General features: G+C 35.2%; 27 protein-coding genes and 1 other annotated feature. Of the genes, 5 read left to right on the plus strand and 22 right to left on the minus strand.

Annotation, left to right across the window (positions count from 1 at the left end; all coding sequences use genetic code 11):
- Window positions 1-71: 71 nt before the first annotated feature.
- From IEV35_RS13015 to IEV35_RS13055, 9 genes are all read right to left on the minus strand, one after another.
- Entirely contained in the window at window positions 72-524 is a 453-nt protein-coding gene (locus IEV35_RS13015) for an NUDIX hydrolase (protein ID WP_188385090.1), read from the minus strand.
- 93 nt (window positions 525-617) lie between these two features.
- Entirely contained in the window at window positions 618-815 is a 198-nt protein-coding gene (locus IEV35_RS13020; RefSeq protein WP_188385091.1) for a PepSY domain-containing protein, read from the minus strand.
- Between the two features lie 159 nt (window positions 816-974).
- Window positions 975-1,115: a YpzI family protein gene (locus tag IEV35_RS13025; protein WP_188385092.1), complete on the minus strand. Its 141-nt coding sequence runs from the start codon at window positions 1,113-1,115 to the stop codon at window positions 975-977.
- A gap of 108 nt (window positions 1,116-1,223) precedes the next feature.
- Complete coding sequence (locus IEV35_RS13030; protein WP_188385093.1) at window positions 1,224-1,982, minus strand: MerR family transcriptional regulator; 759 nt, start codon at window positions 1,980-1,982, stop codon at window positions 1,224-1,226.
- Window positions 1,983-2,204: 222 nt separating this feature from the next.
- Window positions 2,205-3,269, minus strand: coding sequence for a hypothetical protein (locus tag IEV35_RS13035; RefSeq protein ID WP_188385094.1), 1,065 nt, complete (start codon window positions 3,267-3,269; stop codon window positions 2,205-2,207).
- 1 nt (window position 3,270) lies between these two features.
- Entirely contained in the window at window positions 3,271-4,119 is an 849-nt protein-coding gene (locus IEV35_RS13040; protein ID WP_188385095.1) for a hypothetical protein, read from the minus strand.
- Window positions 4,120-4,602: 483 nt separating this feature from the next.
- Complete coding sequence (locus IEV35_RS13045) at window positions 4,603-5,334, minus strand: metallophosphoesterase family protein (protein WP_188385096.1); 732 nt, start codon at window positions 5,332-5,334, stop codon at window positions 4,603-4,605.
- Between the two features lie 10 nt (window positions 5,335-5,344).
- Entirely contained in the window at window positions 5,345-5,728 is a 384-nt protein-coding gene (locus IEV35_RS13050) for a ribbon-helix-helix domain-containing protein (RefSeq protein ID WP_188385097.1), read from the minus strand.
- Window positions 5,729-5,863: 135 nt separating this feature from the next.
- Window positions 5,864-6,337 (minus strand): DinB family protein, encoded by a 474-nt coding sequence (locus IEV35_RS13055; protein ID WP_188385098.1) that lies wholly within the window; start codon window positions 6,335-6,337, stop codon window positions 5,864-5,866.
- A 112-nt stretch (window positions 6,338-6,449) separates the two neighbouring features.
- Here IEV35_RS13055 and IEV35_RS13060 point away from each other — a divergent pair, with 112 nt between their 5' ends.
- Window positions 6,450-6,758: a hypothetical protein gene (locus IEV35_RS13060; protein WP_188385099.1), complete on the plus strand. Its 309-nt coding sequence runs from the start codon at window positions 6,450-6,452 to the stop codon at window positions 6,756-6,758.
- Between the two features lie 47 nt (window positions 6,759-6,805).
- Here IEV35_RS13060 and fakB read toward each other — a convergent pair whose 3' ends face one another.
- Entirely contained in the window at window positions 6,806-7,654 is an 849-nt protein-coding gene (gene fakB, locus IEV35_RS13065; RefSeq protein WP_188385100.1) for a DegV family protein, read from the minus strand.
- Between the two features lie 186 nt (window positions 7,655-7,840).
- Between fakB and IEV35_RS13070 the strand changes: the two genes are divergently transcribed.
- Entirely contained in the window at window positions 7,841-9,397 is a 1,557-nt protein-coding gene (locus tag IEV35_RS13070) for an ABC-F family ATP-binding cassette domain-containing protein (protein ID WP_188385101.1), read from the plus strand.
- Between the two features lie 48 nt (window positions 9,398-9,445).
- Here the strand turns inward: IEV35_RS13070 and IEV35_RS13075 are convergent, their stop codons facing one another.
- The 4 genes from IEV35_RS13075 to argS form a co-directional block, all read right to left on the minus strand.
- Window positions 9,446-9,781, minus strand: coding sequence for an MGMT family protein (locus tag IEV35_RS13075; protein ID WP_188385102.1), 336 nt, complete (start codon window positions 9,779-9,781; stop codon window positions 9,446-9,448).
- A 40-nt stretch (window positions 9,782-9,821) separates the two neighbouring features.
- Window positions 9,822-10,433 carry a class I SAM-dependent methyltransferase gene (locus tag IEV35_RS13080; RefSeq protein ID WP_188385103.1) on the minus strand — a complete coding sequence of 204 codons (612 nt, stop codon included), beginning with the start codon at window positions 10,431-10,433 and terminating at the stop codon, window positions 9,822-9,824.
- A 153-nt stretch (window positions 10,434-10,586) separates the two neighbouring features.
- The gene (gene trhA / locus IEV35_RS13085) at window positions 10,587-11,225 is read right to left on the minus strand and encodes a PAQR family membrane homeostasis protein TrhA (protein WP_188385104.1); all 639 of its coding nucleotides are present in this window, start codon (window positions 11,223-11,225) and stop codon (window positions 10,587-10,589) included.
- Between the two features lie 84 nt (window positions 11,226-11,309).
- Window positions 11,310-12,986 (minus strand): arginine--tRNA ligase, encoded by a 1,677-nt coding sequence (gene argS, locus IEV35_RS13090; protein ID WP_188385105.1) that lies wholly within the window; start codon window positions 12,984-12,986, stop codon window positions 11,310-11,312.
- 41 nt (window positions 12,987-13,027) lie between these two features.
- Window positions 13,028-13,254 (minus strand) — a binding site (T-box leader).
- 109 nt (window positions 13,255-13,363) lie between these two features.
- Between argS and brfA the strand changes: the two genes are divergently transcribed.
- Window positions 13,364-13,630, plus strand: coding sequence for a ribosome rescue factor BrfA (gene brfA, locus IEV35_RS13095; protein WP_188385106.1), 267 nt, complete (start codon window positions 13,364-13,366; stop codon window positions 13,628-13,630).
- On the opposite strand, the gene IEV35_RS13100 is transcribed toward brfA, so the two are convergent.
- On the minus strand, window positions 13,557-14,033 hold the full coding sequence (locus IEV35_RS13100; protein ID WP_188385107.1) for a hypothetical protein: 477 nt from the start codon (window positions 14,031-14,033) through the stop codon (window positions 13,557-13,559). The genes brfA and IEV35_RS13100 overlap by 74 nt on opposite strands.
- A gap of 88 nt (window positions 14,034-14,121) precedes the next feature.
- Here IEV35_RS13100 and IEV35_RS13105 point away from each other — a divergent pair, with 88 nt between their 5' ends.
- Window positions 14,122-15,624 (plus strand): nitrate/nitrite transporter, encoded by a 1,503-nt coding sequence (locus IEV35_RS13105; RefSeq protein ID WP_188385108.1) that lies wholly within the window; start codon window positions 14,122-14,124, stop codon window positions 15,622-15,624.
- Window positions 15,625-15,677: 53 nt separating this feature from the next.
- Here IEV35_RS13105 and narI read toward each other — a convergent pair whose 3' ends face one another.
- Genes narI through IEV35_RS13140 form a run of 7 tightly spaced genes read right to left on the minus strand, consistent with a single transcriptional unit; the run spans window position 15,678 to window position 23,291 of the window.
- On the minus strand, window positions 15,678-16,373 hold the full coding sequence (narI, locus tag IEV35_RS13110) for a respiratory nitrate reductase subunit gamma (RefSeq protein WP_188385109.1): 696 nt from the start codon (window positions 16,371-16,373) through the stop codon (window positions 15,678-15,680).
- A gap of 40 nt (window positions 16,374-16,413) precedes the next feature.
- The gene (narJ, locus tag IEV35_RS13115) at window positions 16,414-17,016 is read right to left on the minus strand and encodes a nitrate reductase molybdenum cofactor assembly chaperone (RefSeq protein WP_188385110.1); all 603 of its coding nucleotides are present in this window, start codon (window positions 17,014-17,016) and stop codon (window positions 16,414-16,416) included.
- On the minus strand, window positions 17,013-18,521 hold the full coding sequence (gene narH / locus IEV35_RS13120; protein ID WP_188385111.1) for a nitrate reductase subunit beta: 1,509 nt from the start codon (window positions 18,519-18,521) through the stop codon (window positions 17,013-17,015). Before narH ends, narJ begins: the two co-directional genes overlap by 4 nt.
- Entirely contained in the window at window positions 18,511-22,188 is a 3,678-nt protein-coding gene (locus IEV35_RS13125) for a nitrate reductase subunit alpha (protein WP_188385112.1), read from the minus strand. Before IEV35_RS13125 ends, narH begins: the two co-directional genes overlap by 11 nt.
- Window position 22,189: 1 nt before the next feature.
- Entirely contained in the window at window positions 22,190-22,459 is a 270-nt protein-coding gene (locus tag IEV35_RS13130) for a hypothetical protein (RefSeq protein WP_188385113.1), read from the minus strand.
- Between the two features lie 47 nt (window positions 22,460-22,506).
- A complete protein-coding gene (locus IEV35_RS13135) occupies window positions 22,507-22,824 on the minus strand; it encodes a hypothetical protein (RefSeq protein ID WP_188385114.1) in 318 nt (105 codons plus the stop codon).
- 50 nt (window positions 22,825-22,874) lie between these two features.
- Entirely contained in the window at window positions 22,875-23,291 is a 417-nt protein-coding gene (locus IEV35_RS13140; protein ID WP_188385115.1) for a hemerythrin domain-containing protein, read from the minus strand.
- Window positions 23,292-23,631: 340 nt separating this feature from the next.
- On the opposite strand from IEV35_RS13140, the gene IEV35_RS13145 reads away from it, so the two are divergent.
- Window positions 23,632-24,219: a cell wall hydrolase gene (locus IEV35_RS13145; protein WP_188385116.1), complete on the plus strand. Its 588-nt coding sequence runs from the start codon at window positions 23,632-23,634 to the stop codon at window positions 24,217-24,219.
- Window positions 24,220-24,242 lie beyond the last annotated feature (23 nt).

A 24,242-nucleotide genomic window follows, 5' to 3' on the forward strand; every position in this document is an offset into this window, starting at 1 on the left:
TTTCATACTAGATGCATCAAGGGAGAAAAGTCCGATTATATATAAGGACTTTAGTAGGAATAACAATTAGATTACTTGTTTGCCAGAAATTCTTCGATAATCTGTTTATGACTACCTACCATTCTCTCTGGTAACTCATCAGGACTAATAAAAGCACATTTTATCGATTCAATTTGGTCGATATCCATTTTTCCTTCGAATTCATTTGTATGATAAGCAACAGTAACAACATAAAATTGATCCCCATTTTCAGCTACAATAAAATGCTCCTTTCCAGAGTAAACATTTATGAGCTGTAGATGCCCAATTGTTAAACCAGTTTCTTCATATACTTCTCTTCTAGCAACTTCCTCTGTTGATTCTCCAAGCTCCATTAACCCACCTGGTAATCCCCAAACTCCATTTGGGAAGCGTCTTTGTTGCATTAGTATTCTTCCTTTATCATCTAATATAACTGCAACCGCGCCGACAAAAATAAGTGGTCTAGTCCCTACCAATTTTCTAAGTTCTTCTACGTATCCCAAAGTAACTTCCCCCTCCCCATTAATTCCTATAATTATTATAAATGAATATACGAAAAAAAGCGCCAAACCACTTGCGCTCTAAATCGTTATTATTTAATCTATTGTATTTTTATTAATGACGTTTCCAGTAAGTGCATCTAATTCAATACGAGTTTTTCCATGATAAGTTAATAGTTCTAGGTCATATATATCCTTATTTAGTCCCATTTCAACTACTATTCCATCAATAACACTCTCAGCAATTTCAATCGCTTGTAATTCAGATATTATATTTTTACAATTTGATTCCATGTTGTATCCCCCACGTCAATTTCAACTACATTACTTTAATAGTTGTATTGATTATACTCACACTATAACGCTTGAATCTGATAAGAAAATAAAAACAAGATTAGAATTTGATTAGAAAAAATCCCTCACTATACTATGCGAGGGATTCGAATAACGTATTTACTTTTTGCCATCATTTAATTCCATTGCTTCTTCGGGACTGGACATGATTGTAGAATTTTTATATTTTAAGCCAACATCTCTGTCTGATTCTACTCGTCTACTTTTCTTTAACTTTTTCTCCTGACGATCTCTTCCCATAAAAATACCACCTCCTAATAGTAAGATGGATTAATATTTGGGGATTATACTTGAGAAGATGCACGAAGCAATGAAAGAAGCTGACTTAACTTTAGTCAGCTCATCAAATTACATATTTATATAGTTATTAATCGCATCGCGTAAAAACTTTGTTCCACCTTTTACTGCTTTATCATAATACGCGGTAAATCTTTCATCAGCTACATACATTTCAGCAAGTCCTGCATGTGCCTCTTTAGTATAACTTGGCCAAGAGTACATTAACCATTCTTTATGTTTTTCAGCAAGTTTAAGAGCTTCCGGTGAATTTGGATCACCAGTTAAATATGCTTCTTTCAACAGTTCAAAAATCTCCTCGCCGAGCTTTGTCATGTTATCATAATCTTCTTGAGACATTCCTCTTAACTTCGCGTTACTTGCTTCTACCGTATCATCACCGTATTTTTCACGGTTCTCTTTTCCATATTTCTTTTCGTTTTCATTGATTAATTTTTCTTTAAATCCTTCAAATTTGTCTTTGTCTTGCATTGGGTTTCCTCCTTCAATACTGGCAATTGTCTTTTCTACCGTTGCCATGATTTTATCAAGACGGGCACGTTTATCCTTTAATTCTTCATAATGATTTTTTAGTGCAAGTTTTCGATCAAAATCAGGTTGATGGATTATTTCTTTTATATCCTCTAAACTAACTTCTAGTTCTCGATAGAACAAAATTTGTTGTAGTAAGTCCACTTCTTTTTGTCCATATATACGATACCCAGAGGAATTTACTCTTGCTGGCTTTAATAATCCAATTTTGTCATAATATCGGAGTGTACGGCCGCTAACTCCTGATATTTTTGCTAGTTTGTTCACTGTGTATTCCAACGTCTTTCCCTCCTGACATATTTCATGATAAGGGTTTACGTAACGTCAAGGTCAATACTTTTTATAAAAATCTTTTTTTATTACAGAATCCTTATATTTTCTATAATTAGGATAGCTAACTAATAATAAAAAAGACAATATTAAAGAGGCTTATGTACCCTTCATATTGTCTTCCATATTATTGCTAACCATTCAATCTAAAAAAGATTCATAAACGTAAATTTAGTCGTTACCACCTTTATAAAACTTCTCCAACTTAATTAAGTGTTTTTCAAGATCCGTATCTGATTGGATTTCCTTTATATCTTTCCACTTTAAAGAAATAAAATGGGAAGCATATTCTCTATATTCACTTCCAGGTTTACTATCCTTCCCCTTTTCTTCTAATAATGTTTCATCATAATACTTCACTGCAAGACGAGCTACTTGGATGTTTTGTTCCTTAAAATAGGTAATAAGTTCATAAATTTTTTCCAATTCAAGTTTAGGATTGTCAAAGTCCTCAAATACAAATAAATTTATCATATAGTTATAATCATTTGGGTATTTATCTTTTCCTTCATCAAATCCTATTAATTGTTCATTCTCTTTCAAGATAATATCTTTCTTGCCAGCCTTAATAGCAACTTTTAAATCAAACTCCCATATCTCTTCATATAAATTCTCAACAACTGGAGATACTGATTGAATTGCTTCTTCTTGCCATAAAAAGTCAATATACGAATCATGAATTGTTCCGTCCCTATATTGGTATACGCCAAAGACTATTTCCGGATTGGACTTAGGATATGCTTCAACTAAGTAATGCTCGTAATTTGAATTATATGATGCATCACCCAACACAAAGGATTCACGATATGTTTCTTCTAAATATTCTTCATACATCTTTTTTTCTTCCTGTAATTGTTCCTCTGATCCTCCCTCTTGTGCTGCTGATTGTTGTAAAGCAACAAAAACTATAAAATTATTGAAATTAGATGAAACGAAAACCATTGGAAAAATGATTATAATAGCAGCGCCAACTATTATGCTAGCTTTCTTTCCTTTATAGACAGTTAAGTCCTTCTTCCCTTTATGGACACGATAAGCAACAAAAGAAGCATCTAGGATACTTAAAAGCCAAATTATTCGATACAGGGTTACACTCCATAATTCTGTTGGGGCTAAATAAAGGATTCCAAGTTCGATAGCAATAAAGAATATCCCTTTTACCCATTGCCGATTAAACAATTGACCTATCCCTGGAAATATTAATGAAAATAAACCAGCCAAGATACTACGTTTCAAACTAATCACCTCTTTCAGTCATTACTAACTTTGGAAAACGTAAATCTTTTAAAGCTTCGTTTGTTACTTCTTCAATACTTTTTAGTAATGTATCTCTTGCAAGTGTCATGTGTCTATCTTTAGATACTTCTGGAGCTATTTCCGGATGAAAAGTTAAGTTCTTTATACTGTTGAATAGACTATCCTTACTTTTAATAAACTCTTTTAAGTACAGATTTATTTCAGAACTCACTAGTTTTTTTACGTTTCTATTCTTATTGGTTAATTTTTTAATGTATTCTAACAGTGGTATTGCATCATATTGCAAAGTAAACTGGGTATATTGCAAATATTCAATTTCCCATAAGCAATCTAATGTAAATTCTAGGTATTCATCTGTACAAAACTTTACTTCGCCTTTTTGAATTTTCTCTTCTTTTTGATGAAAGCTATTATATATTTCTACGATTCGATCTTGTAGATTTAGATTGCTTTGAATACTTCCAAGACATTTACTGACTACCTGTTTATCTTCTTCATCTACTACTAGTAAAATATTGTCTAAGAATCTCTCAATAATCCTAAAAGATTCCATATTAATTCTGGCTCTAAATCCACCATTTGTGGATAAATTTGCACGTATTTGTGAACTTCTTGCTAAATAGTGAAATGCTTGTTTATATTCATCCTTATCCATTACTTCGTTTGGTGATATAACCGCATGACCAACCATTTTACCTAATCTATAATAATTCACCCAATAAAATTCATGGTTATTTATTAAACAGCCACCGGCATTAATACTATAGCTCTCAAATAATCTTTTATATTTTTTTGCAATATTATGTAGCTCAACTGAATGAATATCCATGTAGATCACTCCTAAGAAAGTAGCTAACTGATTACAGCCTTTAGTATATATACATGAATTAATTTGTTTTGGTTTCATCATGTATTTTCAATCACGTTTTAATAACAGGGCTTAATGCCTAAAATGTTGTAAACCACAAAATAACAAGCTGAAAACATATGACATCTTTCCTATATATAACGAATAAAATCTCGCTTAAATTGTTCAAAACTAAAAAATCAGGACTTAATAACCTTTTTTCAAGAATACAAAAAAATGCATCCAATGAATGAAAAATCGATACACTTTGCGCTAATTTATAAGTATTGTTTTACAGAAGAAGACTAGATAAAAAGAGATTTGTAAAATAAATTAACAGAAAAACAAGTAGGCTAACCCCCCATTGCTACTACATTTATGAGGGAACAGAAATAGTAAAGACGAATTATTAAGGAAGGTTACAAAAAATAAAGCGCTAGACCAAATCTAGCGCAAATTTTACTTTTATAAGTGTAGATGCTGATTACCATGAAAATTTTTTAACACAAATTCATATGCTGGAAACTTTAATCGTTCAATTTCTCGAAGAAATCCTGTGTTATCATAGGGAACTTCTTTAAATTGGACGTTTATCTGACCTTCTCGACCAATTTCAATGATTCCATATGGCGCAAGTGGTGAATGCCCACATCCAAGTGAACCTGGATTTACATAGAGTCTGTTAGCAGTTTTAAAATGATGAATCGTATGATGGTGACCAAAACAAACGATATCTATATCGGTATTTTCATAGATTTTCTCTAATTTCTGCTCTGTTGGTTCTGTGTCTAATGGAAGAAATCGATTATTCTCAAATAAGTGGTAATGAACAAACAGTAACTTTTTTCCTGCTATTTCTCTTTCTAATCGTTTTGGTATCATAGCCAGTGATTCAATATATTTTGGGTCTAAATTATTCGCTATCCACTCATGGTGCTGTTGTACAATATCATCGCTATCATTAATTACACCATTAACTATTTTTAAAATCGATTCCTCATGATTTCCTAATACAAAGGAAATATTCTCTTGAGAAAAAAGTAATTCCATCACTTTATTAGTCTCATGTCCAATCGCTACCATATCACCTAAACAATAAATGTGTGAAATATTCTCTCGTTCTATATCATCTAATACCGCCTTTAATGCTTCACTATTACCATGAATATCAGTTATAATTGCAACTCTTTCCCCCATACTCTCCCTCCTATTTCAATTCATCAAGCGCTTTTCTTACATCCGTTGAAGCTCGTAATACTCCTAGCACTTTAAGTGAATGAATAGATTTTCTCACTAACTCTGGATCTACATCATCTGCAATAACTAACATACCAATTACTTTTATGTCTAGCGCTTTCTTAGATGCAACAACCTCATCTAAATCTTTTTTTGAATAATAGGAAACACCAAGTAAAAGCTTTTTATCTGAAATAATTCTGTCCACAGTATCAGCATGTTCGGACAATTCGCTTCGAATGGAACTTTTAATAAAGTCTGTCCTATTCGAATAGAATCCTTGTTCCACTAGCAAATCGATTTTACCTAAATCAACTACATTCACATTAATTGTAATTTTTTCCGTTTCAGCCATTATGTTACCTCCCATATTTTTCTAATATTATAACTCAATTATATTCTCATTACCATCCATGCGGAAGGTGTTTTTTCGAAAAAAGGAAAACAGCAAGAAAAAAAACGTTTTCTCGCTGTTTGGTATATTTATATATTATGCTTGGTCTTCCTTCGTTGGTCCCATCACACCAGGAACTATAAGGCCAGCCTGTCTTAACAGAACAGTCATTTGCCCTCTATGATGTGTTTGATGGTCAATCATCATTCGGAGTAAGGCTCCTCTTGGAATATTACCAGCAAAACTTTCTAGCACTTCTACCATTTGCTCATCTGTTAATTTTTCAACTTTAGATTTTATTTGTTCAGATGCTTTCTTATATGTAGATACAATCTCTTGTGCACTGGTAGGTACATCACTTGGATTACCAGTTGCTTCAATTTGAAGACCAGCTTGACCACCAAAGAAAGCTGGTGAAGTTGCTAAATGCCAGCCAAGCCAACCAAGTGTACTATGTCCTTCCACAATTGCCTGTTCTAACTTATTATCAGTCATTGCTTCGAGCACTTGTATTGTTCCTTCAGTTGCATGATTCCAATCTTGTATAAAATCCTCTTTTAATCTGTACATAGAATATTTTTCTCCTTTCACTTCTTTAAATGATATTTTAACCAATTTAACCATTATTTGCACAGGACATGCATATATATTACATAATCAAAACTGTGGAAGGAGAAATTATATGAAAGAAAAACTAGCAATACTAGGTGCTTTATTAATTATCATCTTAATGACGATGTTAGACTCGCCTCCTACTGACACATCCATCTATTATAATATTCCGAGTGATGAAACAATTGATGCTGATGCACAACCTACAACAAGATCCGTCTCCTATACTTATAATTATTTACTTGAAGAAATGAATGAAATAAATGGAAAGATCGTAGAAACTTATCGAGAATATGAAACACATTTAGATTCGGAAGGAAATGAGATTATCCGGATCCCTACTTCTAATTATCAATATATAACGTATCAAAAGGAGTAAGAAAACGACATAGGAATATCCCATGTCGTTTTTTATAGATGCATATTTTACTTTTGCCAAAATACTGCAATTGCTCCTTCACCAGCGTGAACAGCTAGGGATGAACTTACATCCCCGATAACGATATTTAAATTAGCAATCTGAGATAATAGTATCTCTTTTAATGCTTTAGCCTTCTCTAATGAATTAGCATGAGCAATGGCAATTTTCTTAATCGAATGCTCTTCATATGATTTTTTAATTAAATCTACAATTCTACGGGTCGCTTTTTTCTCGGATCGAACTCGTTCTACCAATCCTAATTCCCCATTTTCAAAGATAGAGAGTACTGGTTTAATGTGTAACAAATTACCGATAACAAATTGTGCACCAGACATTCTTCCACCTTTAAATAATTGCTCTAGTGTATCAAGTAAGACTAAGTTCTGATTTTGTTTTACTGATTCACGTAATTTGGTAGCAATTTCTTTACTAGTTAACCCTTCTTCTGCTAAAGCTATTCCTTGTTCAAGTAAGAAAGTAATCCCGAATGACAATGTATGAGAATCAATTAATTCTACTTTAACATTTGCTTGTTCAATCCCCGCTTTTGAACTGGATACTGTTCCACTTAATTTAGATGATACATGGATAGCGATGATTTCCTCATAATCTTCTTTTAACTTTTCATATATTTCTATGAATCTACCAACGTTCGGTTGGGAAGTTTTTGGAACTTCTTTTTCCGTTCGAATGATTTCATATAGTTCATCTGTTGATAGGTCAATTCCATCTTCATATTCTTTTCCATTAGAAATGATGATAATTGGGGCAACATAAACATCGGGATGCTCTTTTAACTCCTTCGTTAAGAATGCCGTACTATCTGTTACAAATGCAATTTTTCTCTTTCCCACTATATTACCCACTCCATTTCAATCCTTTTATAAAATTATTATACAATTTAATTAAAATTATACCAAGTATTATTACTTGGTATTAATTGAAACTATTTATATTTTTTATTCCTTTTCCTCTACCTATTTCTTTTGATGAAACGTATAATAAGAAAGAATGCAGTTAGGAAGGAAAAGGTGTTTTTTATGAGTTTATTAACAGTTAAAAATTTAAGTCACGGATTCGGCGATCGTGCCATATTTGATAATGTATCATTCCGTTTATTACAAGGAGAACATATTGGTCTTATCGGTGCTAATGGTGAAGGTAAGTCCACTTTTATGAATATTATTACAGGAAAATTAGAACCTGATGCTGGTAATGTCACTTGGGCCAAACATATTCGTGTCGGATATTTAGATCAACATGCAGTCTTAAAACAAGGAATGACGATAAGAGATGTGCTTAGAACTGCCTTTCAATATCTTTATGATATGGAAGAAGAAATGAATCAACTCTTTGCAAAAATGGGAGAAGGTGATGCGGAAGAACTCGAGAAACTTTTAGAAGAAACTGGTCGTATACAAGATGCTTTAACGAATAATGACTTTTATATTATTGACGCTAAAGTAGAAGAAGTTGCTAATGGTCTTGGATTAAATGACTTTGGTTTAGATCGTGATGTGCATGATTTAAGTGGTGGACAACGGACAAAAGTTCTACTTGCAAAGTTACTTCTAGAAAAACCAGAAATATTACTTCTCGATGAGCCGACCAACTATTTAGACGTGGAGCATATTGAATGGTTAACCCAATATCTTCAAGCATACGAACATGCCTTTATACTCGTATCACATGATATTCCATTTTTAAATTCTGTAGTTAATTTAATCTATCATGTAGAAAATCAAGAACTAACAAGGTATCCAGGGGATTATAATGAGTTTCTACGATTACATGAATTAAAGAAACAGCAACAAGTAGCTGCCTTCAAAAAGCAACAGAAGGAAATTGCTCATTTGAAAGATTTTGTTGCTCGTAATAAGGCAAATGCAGCTACAGCTAGAATGGCGATGTCTCGTCAGAAAAAGTTGGATAAAATGGAAGTCATCGAACTAGATGCAGAAAAACCAAAACCAGAATTCAACTTTAAACTAGCTCGCACTCCTGGTAAATATTTATTTGAAACAAAAGATCTTGTCATAGGGTATGAGGAACCGCTATCTAGACCATTAAACTTAAGTATGGAACGTGGTCAAAAAATAACTCTATATGGAGCGAACGGAATTGGAAAAACTACGTTGCTTAGAAGTATCTTAGGGGAAATCCCCCCTGTGTCAGGTTCTGTTCAGCAAGGTGAACATCTTCATATCGGTTACTTCGAACAAGAAATCAAAACAGAAACAAATAAAACTTGTATTGAAGAAATTTGGGATGAATTTCCTCACTTTACACAATATGAAGTTCGGGCAGCACTCGCAAAATGCGGATTAACAACCAAGCATATTGAAAGTAAAGTACAAGTGTTAAGTGGTGGAGAAAAAGCTAAGGTACGACTTTGTAAATTAATGAATCGTGAAACAAATTTACTCGTTCTAGATGAACCTACAAACCACTTAGATCATGATGCAAAAGTAGAATTAAAACGAGCATTAAAAGAATATAATGGTAGTGTTCTACTCATCTCTCACGAACCTGATTTTTATGATGGTGTTGTAACAGATGTATGGAATTGTGAGGATTGGACAACGAAAGTATTTTAATAACAAATCGCTGAAAAACTTCATTCGAGTTTTCCAGCGTTTTTTTCTTTATTCCAATGGTTTTTCAAGTAATAATTTAGTCGGTTCCCATCGGAATTGCTCCAGGTCAATTTCATCATGCAATCCCATTTCTACACCTTCCGCCTCAAGATTTAGAATTTGTTCCCTATAATTTGCTTCGTCTTTAATAGCAATTTGGCCATTTGCATTCACTACACGATGCCAAGGAAGTTCGTATTTTTTACTCATAGAATGAAGAATTCGCACTACTTGCCTTGCAGCTCGTGGACTACCTGCTAAACTAGCAATTTGTCCATATGTCATGACTTTTCCTGATGGGATTTGTTTTATGATTTGAATTACTTTTTCTGTAAATGGTGTCAATTGCAAAACCCTCTAAACTATTATTTTAAAAAGATGAGTATTAACTACTTGGTCTAGCCCAAATTAAACGAAAGATACCTGACCAGTAATGTTCTACATTTTCTATTTCAAGTTTTGATTGTTCAATTAGTTTCATAATATCGCGATTACAGTGGCAACCCGATACTTTTCGGTATAAAGGATCAATTAACTTCTGTGGAACAGATAATAACGGATTCGTACTCAGTCCATGTTCTAATAATAGTACATAGCCATCTTTTTTACACCATTTATTAAAGTTATTTAATGTTTGGAGTGGATTTGGATAACTACATAAAGTTAGTGTAGAAACAATACAATCAAAAGATTCTCTATCCATGTCTAACTTATCTACGTCTTGTTGGATAAAATTAGCTGGAATACCTGTTTGTAAAGCCGTCTTTTTTGCACTTTTTATCATTTCAGAACTAAAATCTACGCCAATAACTTCTGTAACCTTCGCTTTATTATAATATAAAAAGTTCGCACCTGCTCCAACACCTACTTCTAATACACGCCCTGAAGCACTTGCAAGTATTTTCTTTCTCCATTTTGCAAGCGTTTGGTTATTAAGGTTTTTCTCATACATCTGAACTTGGCTGTCGTATTTTTTTATTAATTTCCCTTGTTTCACTTAATCACTTCCCTTATTAGAAGTGGTGATCATAAAATATGTTATTCTGTTACTATATTTTACCATAATATATGCAAGACTCATCTAGATAAATGTATTAATATTTCGCTTTTCATGAAAATGGAGTTAAGAGTAACTAACTCTTAACTCCATCTAAACTAAATAGATTATCACACAAAAGAAGTGACAAATGGAACCGCCCAATACAAAAATATGCCAGACCATATGATGATATTTAAACGCACGCCACATATAGAAAATGGTTCCTATCGTATAGCATAAGCCACCTACAACTAGTAATACAATTCCACCATACTCTAGATTTTCCGTAATCTTGTTCCAACCAAGCACTACTAACCAGCCCATACCTAAGTATAAAATTGTTGAAGTAAATAAAAACTTTTTCACATAAAAAGCTTTAAAAATGATCCCCGCAACTGCTAGTCCCCAAACGATGCCAAACATTGTCCATCCTAATGAGCCTTTTATAACTAACAAAGTAAATGGAGTATATGTTCCTGCAATAAATAAATAGATTGAAGAATGATCAAAGATTTCAAATAAATCTTTAGCTCTACCAGGAGGAAGTGCATGAACAAATGTGGATGATGTATAGAGTAACACCATTGATACTCCAAAAATAGTAAAACTAACAACGTGTAGTGCTGTACCGTTTAATGCAGCTGTAACAATTAATAATACAAGCCCCGCAATACTTAATAAACCGCCAATTCCATGAGTAATAGCATTTGCGATTTCTTCACCTTTTGAAAATGTATGTGTATCAGCCAAGTCTATCATCCCTTATTTTTTACTTCATTCTTTTTGTATTTTATCATATCAGACTTTACAACAACAAAGGCGAGGTATGTCCCTTTACATTTCTTCTGGTGATGCAATACCTAGTAATCTCAGTCCCTCCTTTAATACGACTTTTACAGAATAAACAATGGCGAGACGGTTGCCTTCTTCCTCATTTAATATTTTTACAGTAGCATAATAATGATTAAATGCCTTTGATACGTCCAATAGATATTTAGCAATTTTAGATGGGTCATATTCCTCCATCGCTTGATTAATCACCTGAGGAAAGTTTTGCAATAATTTAATAATCGGCCATGCTTCTTTGTCTAGAAAGCTAAGTTGTTGGTTATCTCTAATTTGGAATTTTCCCTTTTTAAGTAGGGTAGACGTTCGAGCATGTGTATATTGAACATATGGGCCTGTTTCCCCTTCAAAACGAAGCATGTCTGCAAGTGAAAATTCAATATCATTTAAACGATAGTTTTTCAGGTCATGGAAAATGATTGCACCAATACCCACTTGTTTTGCTGTTTCTTCTTTATCTATCAGTGTAGGGTTTTTGGCTTCAATATTTTTTAAAGCTAACTGTATTGCTTCCTTAATAACATCCTCCAATAAAACAACTTTCCCTTTACGAGTAGACATTTTTTTACCATCTTTTAAAATCATCCCAAACGGAACATGAGCCATACCTTTACGCCATTCGAATCCCATTTTTTCAAGTACAGCAAAAAGTTGTTTAAAGTGTAATGATTGTTCGTTTCCAACAACATAAACAGATTTATTAAATTGATAGGTTTGTTGACGGTATATGGCTGCTGCAAGATCACGTGTAGCATATAACGTCGTACCATCTCGTTTTGTAATGAGGCACGGTGGAAGGTTTTCTAGTTCCACTACTTGTGCACCATCCGATTCAACTAATAGACCTCTCTCTTCAAGCATTGTCACAACCGCATCCATTTTATCATTATAAAATGCTTCCCCATGATACGAATCGAAGCGAATACCTAATTGATTGTATATTTTCATAAATTCTTTTAACGATTCATCACGGAACCATTTCCAGAGAAAAAGTGCATCTTCATTTCCAGATTCCAACTGTTTAAACGCTTCTCTCCCATGATCATTTAAACTTGCATCCTCTTCTGCTTCCATGTGGAATTTTACATATAAATTAAACAACTCTTTAATTGGGTTTTTGATTACGTTCTCTTTCTTTCCCCATTTTTTATAAGCAACAATAAGCTTACCAAATTGAGTTCCCCAGTCCCCTAAGTGATTAATTCTTACAACATCATATCCTTGTTTTTCAGCAATTAATGCTATTGAATTTCCAATAACTGTCGATCGTAAATGCCCCATAGAAAATGGTTTAGCTATGTTCGGAGATGATAGATCAATTGTCATCGTTTTCTTCTCAGTGTGAACTTTGGAACCGTAAGCTTCCTTTTCTAATAAGACCTTCTTTATTGTTTCCCATGCTATCGTTTTCTTTTTTAGAAAGACGTTTACATAACCACCGACAGCTTCCACTCTTTCATACTTAGAATGATCTAATTTACAAGCAATTTCTTGGGCAATTACATGAGGTGCTTTTCGGTAATGCTTTGCAAGTTCAAAACATGGAAACGCTAAGTCTCCTAACGTCTCATGTTTTGGTATTTCGATCAATCTATTTAGAGTCTCCTGGCTAAATTCCTTGCCTAACACTTCTTTTAAACTAGTTACTAATAGTTGTTTTAACATCGACTTTATCCCTCCATTAAAAAAACTCCCACCTCTTCTAATTAAGAGGCGAGAGTTTATATTCCCGCGGTACCACTCTAATTGTTTTTAAGTATACTAAAAAACCACTTCATTCATTGTTAACGAGGGTTCTCCCCGGCAAGTCCCTACTACTATTTCAGGAAAGCATCTCCAAAGTCCGGTTCGCTGTCTAACCATGTACTAGGCTTCCACCATCCCTAGCTCGCTTGCCATATTAAACAGCTACTCTCTTTTTCATCGATTTTAAGTAAATTTTTATTTATTATAACAAGGATTGATCATGATGTCATTATTTTGTTACTATTTAGAAGATAATTTAGTATAATATACTTACTTTAACAAAAGGAGTGATATCAATGAGCAAATCAAAAGCTCAGAAGAAACGGGAGAAATTAATTAGAGAAGGAAGACTGAATCCCGAAATTAACCGCAGTCCATTTGCTTCACTTGACCTACGAACAAGAAAAACAAAAACTAAAAAGGATCATCAATATCGTATGAAACACAAGAACCGCCAACCAAAACAATGGGAGAACGGTTCTTTTTATTTTACATTAAAATATGTACTAAAATCAGGAAGAATAACATCATTCCATTATAAAGATGAATATACCGTAAGTTAATTGTTGGTTTATACAAACGTAACCAGCCGGTAAGAATTTGCAAAGTTAATCCAATTAAAGCTAATACTCCAACAACCATTTTAATATTATTTAAACTGAATCCATATGTTGATATGACCAGCAATCCATGAATTACGATTGCTAATAATGCTATATTTCCTGTCCATCTATGAATCGTCACTACTTTTCTAGAAAACCTCGCTAGTGCCACCTTTGTCTTTCTACTTCTTACATTCCGGATTGTTTCAAATACTGCATTCCTTGTCCAATTATAAAGAAATATTAGTGCACCTATAACTCCAAATACAATATGAACCGGTAATCGGGGAAAAGAATAGTGCCCAACTACATTCCAAACAATTACAATTAATAAAACAAAATTTAAAAGAAACCATTTACTCATGAAATTTCCCCTTTTTCTCATACTATACCTATGAAACTTTTTATCACCTATTAAAAATATCACATTAAGTAGAAAGGCATGTTTTGTAATGAAAAAACCCGGTTTGCAATTATCACTACAGACATCCAGTTTAGTGATTGGATTTATGGTATGGGTTCTCATTTCTTCCTTAATGACCTATATCCAAGATGACATTGCGTTAACAAGTGGACAAGCATCTATTGTAACTGCAATACCTGTTATCCTTGGTTCGTTAATGCGTATACCAATCGGTTTCTACACCGATCGAGTTGGTGCACGTTGGATGTTTCTCATTAGTTTTATTATTTTACTTTTCCCTGTTTTCTATATTAGCATAGCAGATACATTTGTCGATTTAGTAATAGGTGGACTCTTACTTGGAATAGGTGGTGCAACGTTTTCCATCGGTGTTACATCTCTACCTAAATACTACCCAAAAGAAAGACACGGTTTTATCAACGGTATTTACGGTGTCGGTAATATTGGTACAGCTTTAACTACATTTGGAGCGCCAATGATAGCCGAAGCTACCAGTTGGCAAACGGCAGTACGTTTATTTCTATTTCTGCTCATACTATTTGCGGCCTTGATGTTTATATTAGGCGATAGAAAGGAACAGAAATCGAAGAAATCAATGGTAGAGCAAATAAAAGGTGTCTATAAAAATGCCATACTTTGGTTCCTTTGCTTATTTTACTTTATAACCTTTGGAGCGTTTGTTGCATTTACGATGTTCTTACCATCTTTCTTAGTAAGTAACTTTGGTTTAGATCCAATTGATGCAGGTATTCGAACTGCTATTTTTATCGTAATTGCAACGATACTTCGTCCAATTGGAGGACTATTAGCAGATAAGTTTAATGGCTTCATCATAATGATGATTGTATTTTTAGGTGTAACGTTCTCAGGAATATTACTTTCCTTCTCCCCGGGAATTGAATGGTATACAGTAGGAGCATTATTAGTAGGAATTACTGTTGGAATCGGAAATGGTACTATTTTTAAATTAGTTCCGTTATATTTTTCTAATCAAGCTGGAATCGTAAACGGAGTAGTTTCAGCAATGGGAGGTTTAGGCGGATTTTTCCCTCCTCTTCTTTTAACAGCAGTAAGTAATATAACAGGGCATCATGCAATAGCGTTTATGCTTTTATCTGAGTTAGCATTAGTAAGCTTCGTTATCGTCATCTTCATGTACTATCAAGATAAAGTGAATGTGGAAAGACATATTATTGAAGGTGCTGCTGAAGGGATTATGGTTACAAATAAATCTGGAGTTATACAAAATGTGAATCCCGCCTTCACTCGTATCACTGGCTATACACTTGAAGAAGCTAAGGGCAATACACCAAGATTACTACAATCAGGAAAGCATGATAAACAATTTTATGAAAAGCTGTGGCAATCTGTTAAAGAAAATGGATACTGGGAAGGGAGAATTTGGAATAAGCGAAAAAGTGGTGAACTGTACGAGGAACTCCTAACAATTAGTCCAGTTAAAAATAGTGTTGGAGATATCGTATATTATGTCGGCGTATTTAATGATCTAACAGTTGCAAATAATAAGTGATGAAAAAGAATCCTAGGCTTCTTGTTAGCTTAGGATTCTTTGTGAGCTTAGAATTATAGTCCCTGTCTACGGTAATTTGAACGGTGACGGTATTGCTGAGGTGCACGAGCAGGATAACGAACAGGGAAGCTGAAAATATGAACTAGTTTAGTAAATGGAATGGAAGCAAATAAAGCAAACGCAGATGCAACATGGATTTTAAAGATTAATGGGACACCAGTCATTAGCCCGTAAGCTGGTGTAAGTGTAAATAAACTTCGGAACCATGGTCCAATTGTTTCTCTATATTCATATGCTACCACTGTTGTATTGTAGATAAGCGTCATATATGTACCTGTCCCAGCTACAAAGATTAACATCAGTACGGTAAAGAAATCTGCAAATGTAGCGTGAACTCGTACCGGGTCAATCGTCGCTTTACGAATTAACAATATAATTAAACCAGCTACAACCATTAATCCAGCAAGTCCTCCACCTGCAATTGCTCCTATATGGTATAAATGATCAGATACTCCAATGGACAGATAGAAATCATGGGGTATGACCATCCCCATGACATGGCCAATAAAAGCAATAATAATTCCCCAATGAAATAATGGTGATCCTATTTTCAACCACTTTTTCTCAAAGATTTCAGTTGAAGGTGCGGCCCAAGATAATTGTCTAAAAGCGTACCGATATAATAACCCTAAGATCATGATAGTTAATGTAATATACGGGAAAATGACCCACCAAAAAATGTGAACCATTATTATCCCTCCTTTTTGTGAAATTGGACTGCCTATACCATTATTGATACATGATTGGGTATGGCAATTCTTCTAAGTCTGCTTCTTCTCGGTTGTTTTCCAATTGTTCTATTTCTTCTTTGGAAGGGTTTGGAAAAACATGATTCATTAATATTTTTAGTATCCTACTATACGGTGTATGTTGTGCTAAATTTTCACGAATACGTTGGAGTACGACTGCCAACCGATATTCCAACCGATCTTTTTCGTTTGAATCTGGAGCAACTGCTAAAAATTCCATGAGCATTGGAATATAATCTACCAGTTCTTCACTAAGACGCTCGAATCCAGCCTCGTTAATTATCTTTTGTAATTTAATTAAAGCTAGACCGCGTCTATTACTATCTCCCATTTCATGTGCTGTCAAATATAGGCCAGTTTTTGTTTTCAGGTCAAAGGTTTCTACATATAGCTCTTGAATATCCCTTAATGATTTTACACTTAGAAATTTAAGTGTTTCTTGGAATTCTTCTTTTATTTCAGTCGATTCAATTGCATCTTCAATTAGTAATTGAATGTCCTTTAATTCTTTCACAAATTGATCTGAAGGATACCCTAGTAACCGCGATGCGATTACTAGGGTAGCTTGCTTATCCTTACTCATAGATTTTCTCTCACCTTCATATATCCGTATGCAGGATTTACTCCTTCTCGAGGCGCTAATTCCTCAAGACTACAAGTACCTTGTTGTTCATATAAATCATCATCCATTTCCCTACGTCCTGTCGGGATTACAAAGCGTTCGTTATATTTAGCAATACCAAGTAGACGTGCCATGTCTTCAATTTCCTCTGGACTTGTTGCAGCTTGTGTAACTAATTCACTTTGTCTAAATTCATCAATCCCACCTACTGTTTTTCCTCTCATATAAACGCGCATTGCAGTTAGTTTCAGTAGAACTTTGCGTATCACGTTTGTATCACCTGCTGAAAGAATGGAAGCTAAATACTCTACAGGAATTCGCATTTGATCAACGGCAGGAATATACCCATCTGTATTTAACTCATCTTCATTGGTAATATGATTCATTATCGGGCTTAATGGTGGAACGTACCACACCATTGGCAACGTCCGATATTCAGGATGAAGTGGTAAAGCGATTTTCCATTTCATCGCCATTTTATAGACAGGGGATTCTTTAGCCGCTTCAAGCCATGCATCATTAATTCCATGTTCACGAGCTTTTTCTTGAATTTCTGGGTCAAACGGATCTAAGAAACACCCTAATTGAGCTTCATATAAGTCTTGTGGGTCCTCTACAGAAGCTGCAGCTTTCACTTTATCCGCATCATATAGAACTACCCCGATATAACGAATACGACCAACACATGTTTCCGAACAAATAGTTGGAAGTCCAGCTTCTGTTCTTGGATAACAGAAGTTACACTTTTCTGCCTTATGTGTTTTCCAGTTATAGTACACTTTGTGATATGGGCAACCATTTTGACAAAATCTCCAACCACGACACGCGTCATGATCAACTAACACAATTCCATCTTCATCACGCTTGTACAATGCTCCAGCTGGACAAGAGGCTACACATGATGGATTTAAGCAATGCTCACAAATACGTGGTAAGTACATCATAAATGTCTTCTCATATTCCATTTGGATATGTTCTTGTAATTTTTCCACGTTTGGATCAAGAGGGACTATCTCACTTCCACCTGCTAAATCATCATCCCAGTTAGAACCCCATTCTGGCTTGTCAATATATTCTCCCGTAATTTGGGAAACAGGTCTTGCTACAGGTAAGTTTTCACTTTTCGGACTATGAATTAAGTTGTCATAATCATAAGTCCATGGCTCATAAAATTCGTCTAACTTCGCCATATTTGGGTTATAGAAAATATTAGCTAGCTTAGTAATCGGACCACCTGCACGGAGTTTTAATTCTCCGTTATGTAATTTCCACCCACCTTTATAACGATCCGTATCTTCCCATCTTCTTGGGTAACCTGGTCCAGGTCTTGTTTCCACATTGTTAAACCACATATATTCCGTTCCTGACCGATTTGTCCAAGTGTTTTTACAAGTAACAGAACAGGTGTGACAACCGATACATTTATCTAGGTGCATAACCATTGCTACTTGCGCTTTAATTCTCAAGCCAATCAACCTCCTTCAGTCCTCGTATAATTGCCATTGTGTCACGTTGTTGGCCAGTTGGCCCATAATAATTAAATCCGTAACTTAATTGAGAGTATCCACCGATCATATGGGTTGGTTTTAATGTAATTCTAGTAACACTATTGTGGGTCCCGCCCCGTTTTTTCTGTATTGCCGTACCTGGTACACCCATCGTTCTATCTTGAGCATGGTACATGTAGGCCATACCTCTAGGTATTCGGTATGTTAATACAACTCTCGCAACGATTGCACCATTTCGGTTATATACTTCTATCCAATCATTATCTTTTAATCCAATCGATGCTCCATCTTCCTCATTCATCCAAACAACCTGCCACCCTCTAAACAATTGAACCATTGGGGTTGACTCCGTAAACATGGTGTGAATGCCCCACTTTTGGTGTGGTGTAAGGTATCTAACCGTAATCGATGGTGTTGTTTCCTCTATAGATTTCTCCCCCTTCATGAAAGGCCCTTTATTTAAAGGTGGCAAGTACAATGGTAAAGCTTCTCCAAAATCAAGAATCATCTCATGGTCTAAATAGAAGCTTTGTCTACCTGTAAGGGTTCGCCAAGGAATGTTATACTCCTTATTTACGGTAAAAGGGGAATAACGTCGATTGTCTTTTTCCATTCCGCTCCATACTGGTGTTGAGATAGAAGTTCTCGGCTGAATGGTAAGTGCATCTAATGTATAATCCTCTTCTTCTCTTGCTTCTGCTAACTCGGTTAATTGTTTACCAGTTTTAGCCTCTAGAGAACGCCAACCTTCTACTGCACGCTTACCATTTGTCGCACCTGACATAAGTAATATCGCATTAATTGCTTGTTTGTCGGAAAATAAATCTGGATGACCTTTTCCAATACCTTCTCGTTTCGAAGTACCTAGCCTGTCTAATAACTCGGCATATACTTTTTCACCTGGTATGGTTACGCCTTTTCCTCCATATCCCTTTTTCAGATGGTCGCCAATTGTCGTCATTTTCTGAAACACATTCGGATAATCCCGTTTTACAATATGGAAATTCGGCATTGTCTTACCTGGTATCGCTTCCACTTCTCCTGTACGCCAATCTTTAATTTGCCCATAAGCTTGCGCGATTTCACCAACTGTATCATGAGCGAGTGGCCGAATCACAAGCTCTTCTTGTGCTGGAAGATGTTCTTCTGCCAACTCAGAAAACACTTTTGCTAGCTCTCTAAAAGAATCCCAGTCACTCTTAGCCTTCCAAGGAGGAGAAATAGCCGCATTAAACGGATGAACAAATGGATGCATATCGGTACTACTAATATCATGTTTTTCATACCAAGTGGCAGCGGGTAAAACAATATCAGAAAATAGCCCAGAACTTGTCATACGGAAATCCATTGCTACAAATAAATCTACTTTTCCTTCTGGTGCTTCTCCTTCTACTTTGACATGTTCAGGCTGCCACGAGTTAGTGGTATCAGTTAATACTTGACTATCACCACCGATTAAATGCTTTGCAAAATACTCATGGCCTTTTCCGCTATCTCCTAATAGATTGGAGCGCCAATTAAAGAATAGTCGAGGGAAGTTTTGCGGATGATCTGGATTCTCAATTGCCCATTCAATTTCACCAGATTTAATACGTTCCACAACATCCTTCACAATTTCCTCTTCTGACGTTGCTCCACGTTCTCTACTTTCTTTTACCAACTCAATAGAGTTCTGTGTAAATTGCGGATAAGATGGTAACCAGCCTAGTCGCGCTGATAAAGCGTTTACATCTGCTGGGTGCATATTATTGTATTTACCACTCCACGTTGTATTTGATTTATTAATTTCATCTTCATATCGGAATTGATCCGTTGCGAAGTAAAAGAATGACGTTCCATTTTGTAGGCGTGGCATATTACCCCAGTCCCCTGCAAATGATACTTGTTGCCATCCTTCCGTTGGGCGAACTTTTTCTTGTCCAACATAATGGGCCCAACCACCACCATTTACACCTTGTGAACCAGTTAACAAAATTAAATTTAATATAGAACGATAAATTTGATCACTATGATACCAATGGTTTGTTCCACCACCCATTGCGATCATCGATTTACCTTTTGTTCTTGCTGCATTATCGGCAAATTCTTTTGCAACAGTAATGACATGGTTACGATTAACGGATGTAATACTCTCTTGCCATGCCGGAGTGTAAGGTTTTGGATCATCATAATTTGCAGGATAATCTCCAGGTAGATTTCTATTCACACCAACATGTGCCATCATCAAATCATAAACAGTTGTAACTGTTAGTGTATTACCATGCTTGTCTTGAATTTCTTTAACAGGTACACCTCTAGAAATCTTCCCACCATTTTCATCTGCAAAATAAGGAAACGTAACAAGTTCCACTGAATCTGCTGTCTCCATGAAACTTAACCTAGGTTTTATCGTTGAACCGTCCTCTTTATCTAGATCCAAGTTCCATTTGCTTCCACCGTCCCACCGAAATCCTTGGCTACCATTAGGTGTATCTACTTGATTCGTTAGTTCATTCCAAACAACTGTTTTCCATTCACCAAGTTTATGTTCATCGGTAAAATCGGCACTTCGAGCAAATCGGTCTGTTCGAAATTCTCCATCATGCTTTTTTAGTAAGACAAGGAAAGGTAGGTCCGTATACTTCTTAACGTAATCCATGAAGTATGGTTCCTGTTTCTTCACATAGAACTCAGTCAAAATTACATGTGTCATTGCCATGGCTAATGCACCATCTGTTCCAGCACGTGCTGGCAGCCATATGTCAGCGAATTTGTCATACTCTGCATAATCAGGACTAACGCCAACTACTTTCGTACCGTTATAGCGTGCTTCCACCATGAAATGAGCATCTGGCGTCCGTGTTTGCGGAAGATTCGTACCCCAAATAATGAAATATTTCGTATTGTACCAGTCAGCACTTTCTGGAACATCTGTCTGTTCTCCCCAAACTTGTGGAGATGCTGGCGGAAGATCCGCATACCAATCATAGAAACTCAATAACGTTCCTCCAAGTAAGGAGATAAAACGAGCGCCCCCTGCATAACTTACCATCGACATGGCAGGAATAGGGCTAAAGCCTACAATTCGGTCTGGACCATATTTTTTAATTGTATGTATAGCGGAACTAGCAATAATCTCACATACTTCACGCCACTCCGCTCGAACAAAGCCACCTTTTCCACGGGCTTTTACATAGGCCTTGCGCTTATTAGGGTTTGAGACAATATTTTCCCAAGCTTCAACAGGATTGTGTCCTGCCTCTCGCTCCTTCTTCCAAAGTTCCATTAAATCTCCACGTACATATGGGAATTTCACACGTGCTGGACTATATGTATACCAAGAAAAACTAGCTCCCCTTGGACATCCTCTTGGTTCATATTCTGGAAAATCATCACCTGTTGAAGGGTAATCTGTTTGCTGTGTTTCTTGCGTAATTATTCCGTCTTTCACATATATTTTCCAACTGCAAGAACCGGTACAGTTAACTCCATGTGTCGAACGGACAATCTTATCATGACCCCAACGATTTCGATAAATATCTTCTGTATCTCTTGATTTTGGACTTTCTTCTGTCCAACCATCATTAATCGTATTGCCACGTTTTAAATATTTAAATGCTTCTACTAATTTGTTATTCCGCTTCATGCTACAACTCACCTTCTTTTAAGGAACTTAATGGATTAAAACGATCCCCAACAATTCGAAAACTTCCTTCTTCTTGCAGTTCTTCCATGAATACCTTAAAGGTTGGAGCATTTGCAGCAACTAATATGAGTCTTTCTAACGTATCTAACTTATCTATCTCATATATCCCTTCAATTATCTCAGGGCTTATATCACCGAAGCGCATTCTTAAAATAGAAAGTAAATCTTCCCGATCTTGTACTAAATCTGCATCTTCTTCAAATAAGAACATAGGCTTTCCTCCTTTGTATTCTCGCTTTAGCATAGCTAAAACAAGTTCTATGGTGCGTATATTTTGAAGTAATCATCAATTAATACTTCTGTACAAGCCTCACCTGTTTTATTAACAAAATCTAAAATCTCATTGCTTAAGTTATCAATTTGCTCATGTGTGAAGAAGTTTGCTTGTTTATGAGAAAATGTTTCACCGTATCGGATAATTACCTGTAATCCGTCTTCTTTCTGTTCCGCATCCATCTGCAAGTCATACGAATGAATATTATATGTTTCTTGAAGTATATCTGTTATGTAGTTATATAGCTTTGGTGAAAGGAATCGTAAAGACTTTAGATTTAGTTGCTTGTTCTTATTAGTCAAATCAACACCTCCAAGCAGAATGTATAATATTGATAAAGTTTTTAAAAACACTAATGAGAAGGTAGAATACGCTCTTCTTCCATATTGTGGTAGACATCTACATGAACTAATGTATAAAACTGTTGTAATACTTCATCTGTCATTCCTTCAGAATCTAGTGTCTCTTTAATATTTTTAACAAGGAAACGCAGTGTATCATGATCACGTGTAAGCGCAATGATGGAATCTTTTAAGGCAGCATTTTCCTCCACTAACTCCTTATATAATCCTCTTTCCTCTGCATCTGCATGACGGAGTGTTCTAGTCTCCCAATGCTCTACTGCAACAAACGCAATTTCTAATGCTTTTTCTAAGTCGTTATTTTGTAATAGCTTTGCCATTATCTCATTTAATTCTTTAGCTTCATTTAAAGCAGCCTCATGAATAGCGGCATGACTATCGACATGTTTTAATCCTGGACCTGACATTATATACCCTCCTAATTGGAAATACCTGCTAGTAAAAATACATATATTCCATTATTAGGAACTAATGGTCTTTTTATACATCATTATTCCCTTTGTCTATTTATTGTCGAATAGTCAAGTAATACGCCTGTAATATTTGTTAATTTGGAACCTCTGGTTGGTAAAAATACCATTTTTTAGTTGATTTTTTGTATTTGGAAAATACTCTCAAAACATATCAAACTTCAACTAGGGCAAGCGTTAGAAGAATTAAATTAAAATTACCATTTTTTACTACTGATAAAGTATGTTACATCTAGTAATCTCATATTGTAACCAAAACAACTAGGAGGTTAACAATATGAATAAATTCAAAAAGATAATCATTTCAGCGTCATTAGCGCTTTCTATAATTACACTACCAACAATCGGAAATGCTGCATCATATACCGTTCAAAAAGGCGATACATTTTGGAGTATTGCTGAAGACTATGGAACTACCGTAGCAAATTTACAAATTGCAAATAAACGTTCCGGTTCGTTAATCTATATTGGAGAATCCATTAATGTTCCAGATTATGTTTCAAAGGCAGACAAAGAACTGATGGCAAAATTAGTCCATGCTGAAGCAAAGGGTGAACCTTATGCTGGTAAAGTTGCTGTTGCAACAGTAGTATTAAATCGTGTGGATCATAAAGAATTTCCAGACACCATTAAAGAAGTAATCTATGAAAATGTAGGTGGTACTTACGCCTTTACTCCAGTTCAAAATGGTCACATTAATAATGGATATACTTCTGAAGATATGAAAGCTGTAAATGAGGCGATTGCTTTTCGAGGACAAGGTAATGGTTCCATTTACTTCTACAATCCAAAAACGGCAAAAAGTGATTGGATTAAAACACGTGAAGTTACGGAAACAATCGGTAATCACCGTTTTGCTAAATAATACAAAAAAGCCAGATATCATAT

The sequence above is a fragment of the Ornithinibacillus halotolerans genome (assembly GCF_014637405.1).
In the GTDB taxonomy this organism is placed as follows: domain Bacteria; phylum Bacillota; class Bacilli; order Bacillales; family Amphibacillaceae; genus Ornithinibacillus; species Ornithinibacillus halotolerans.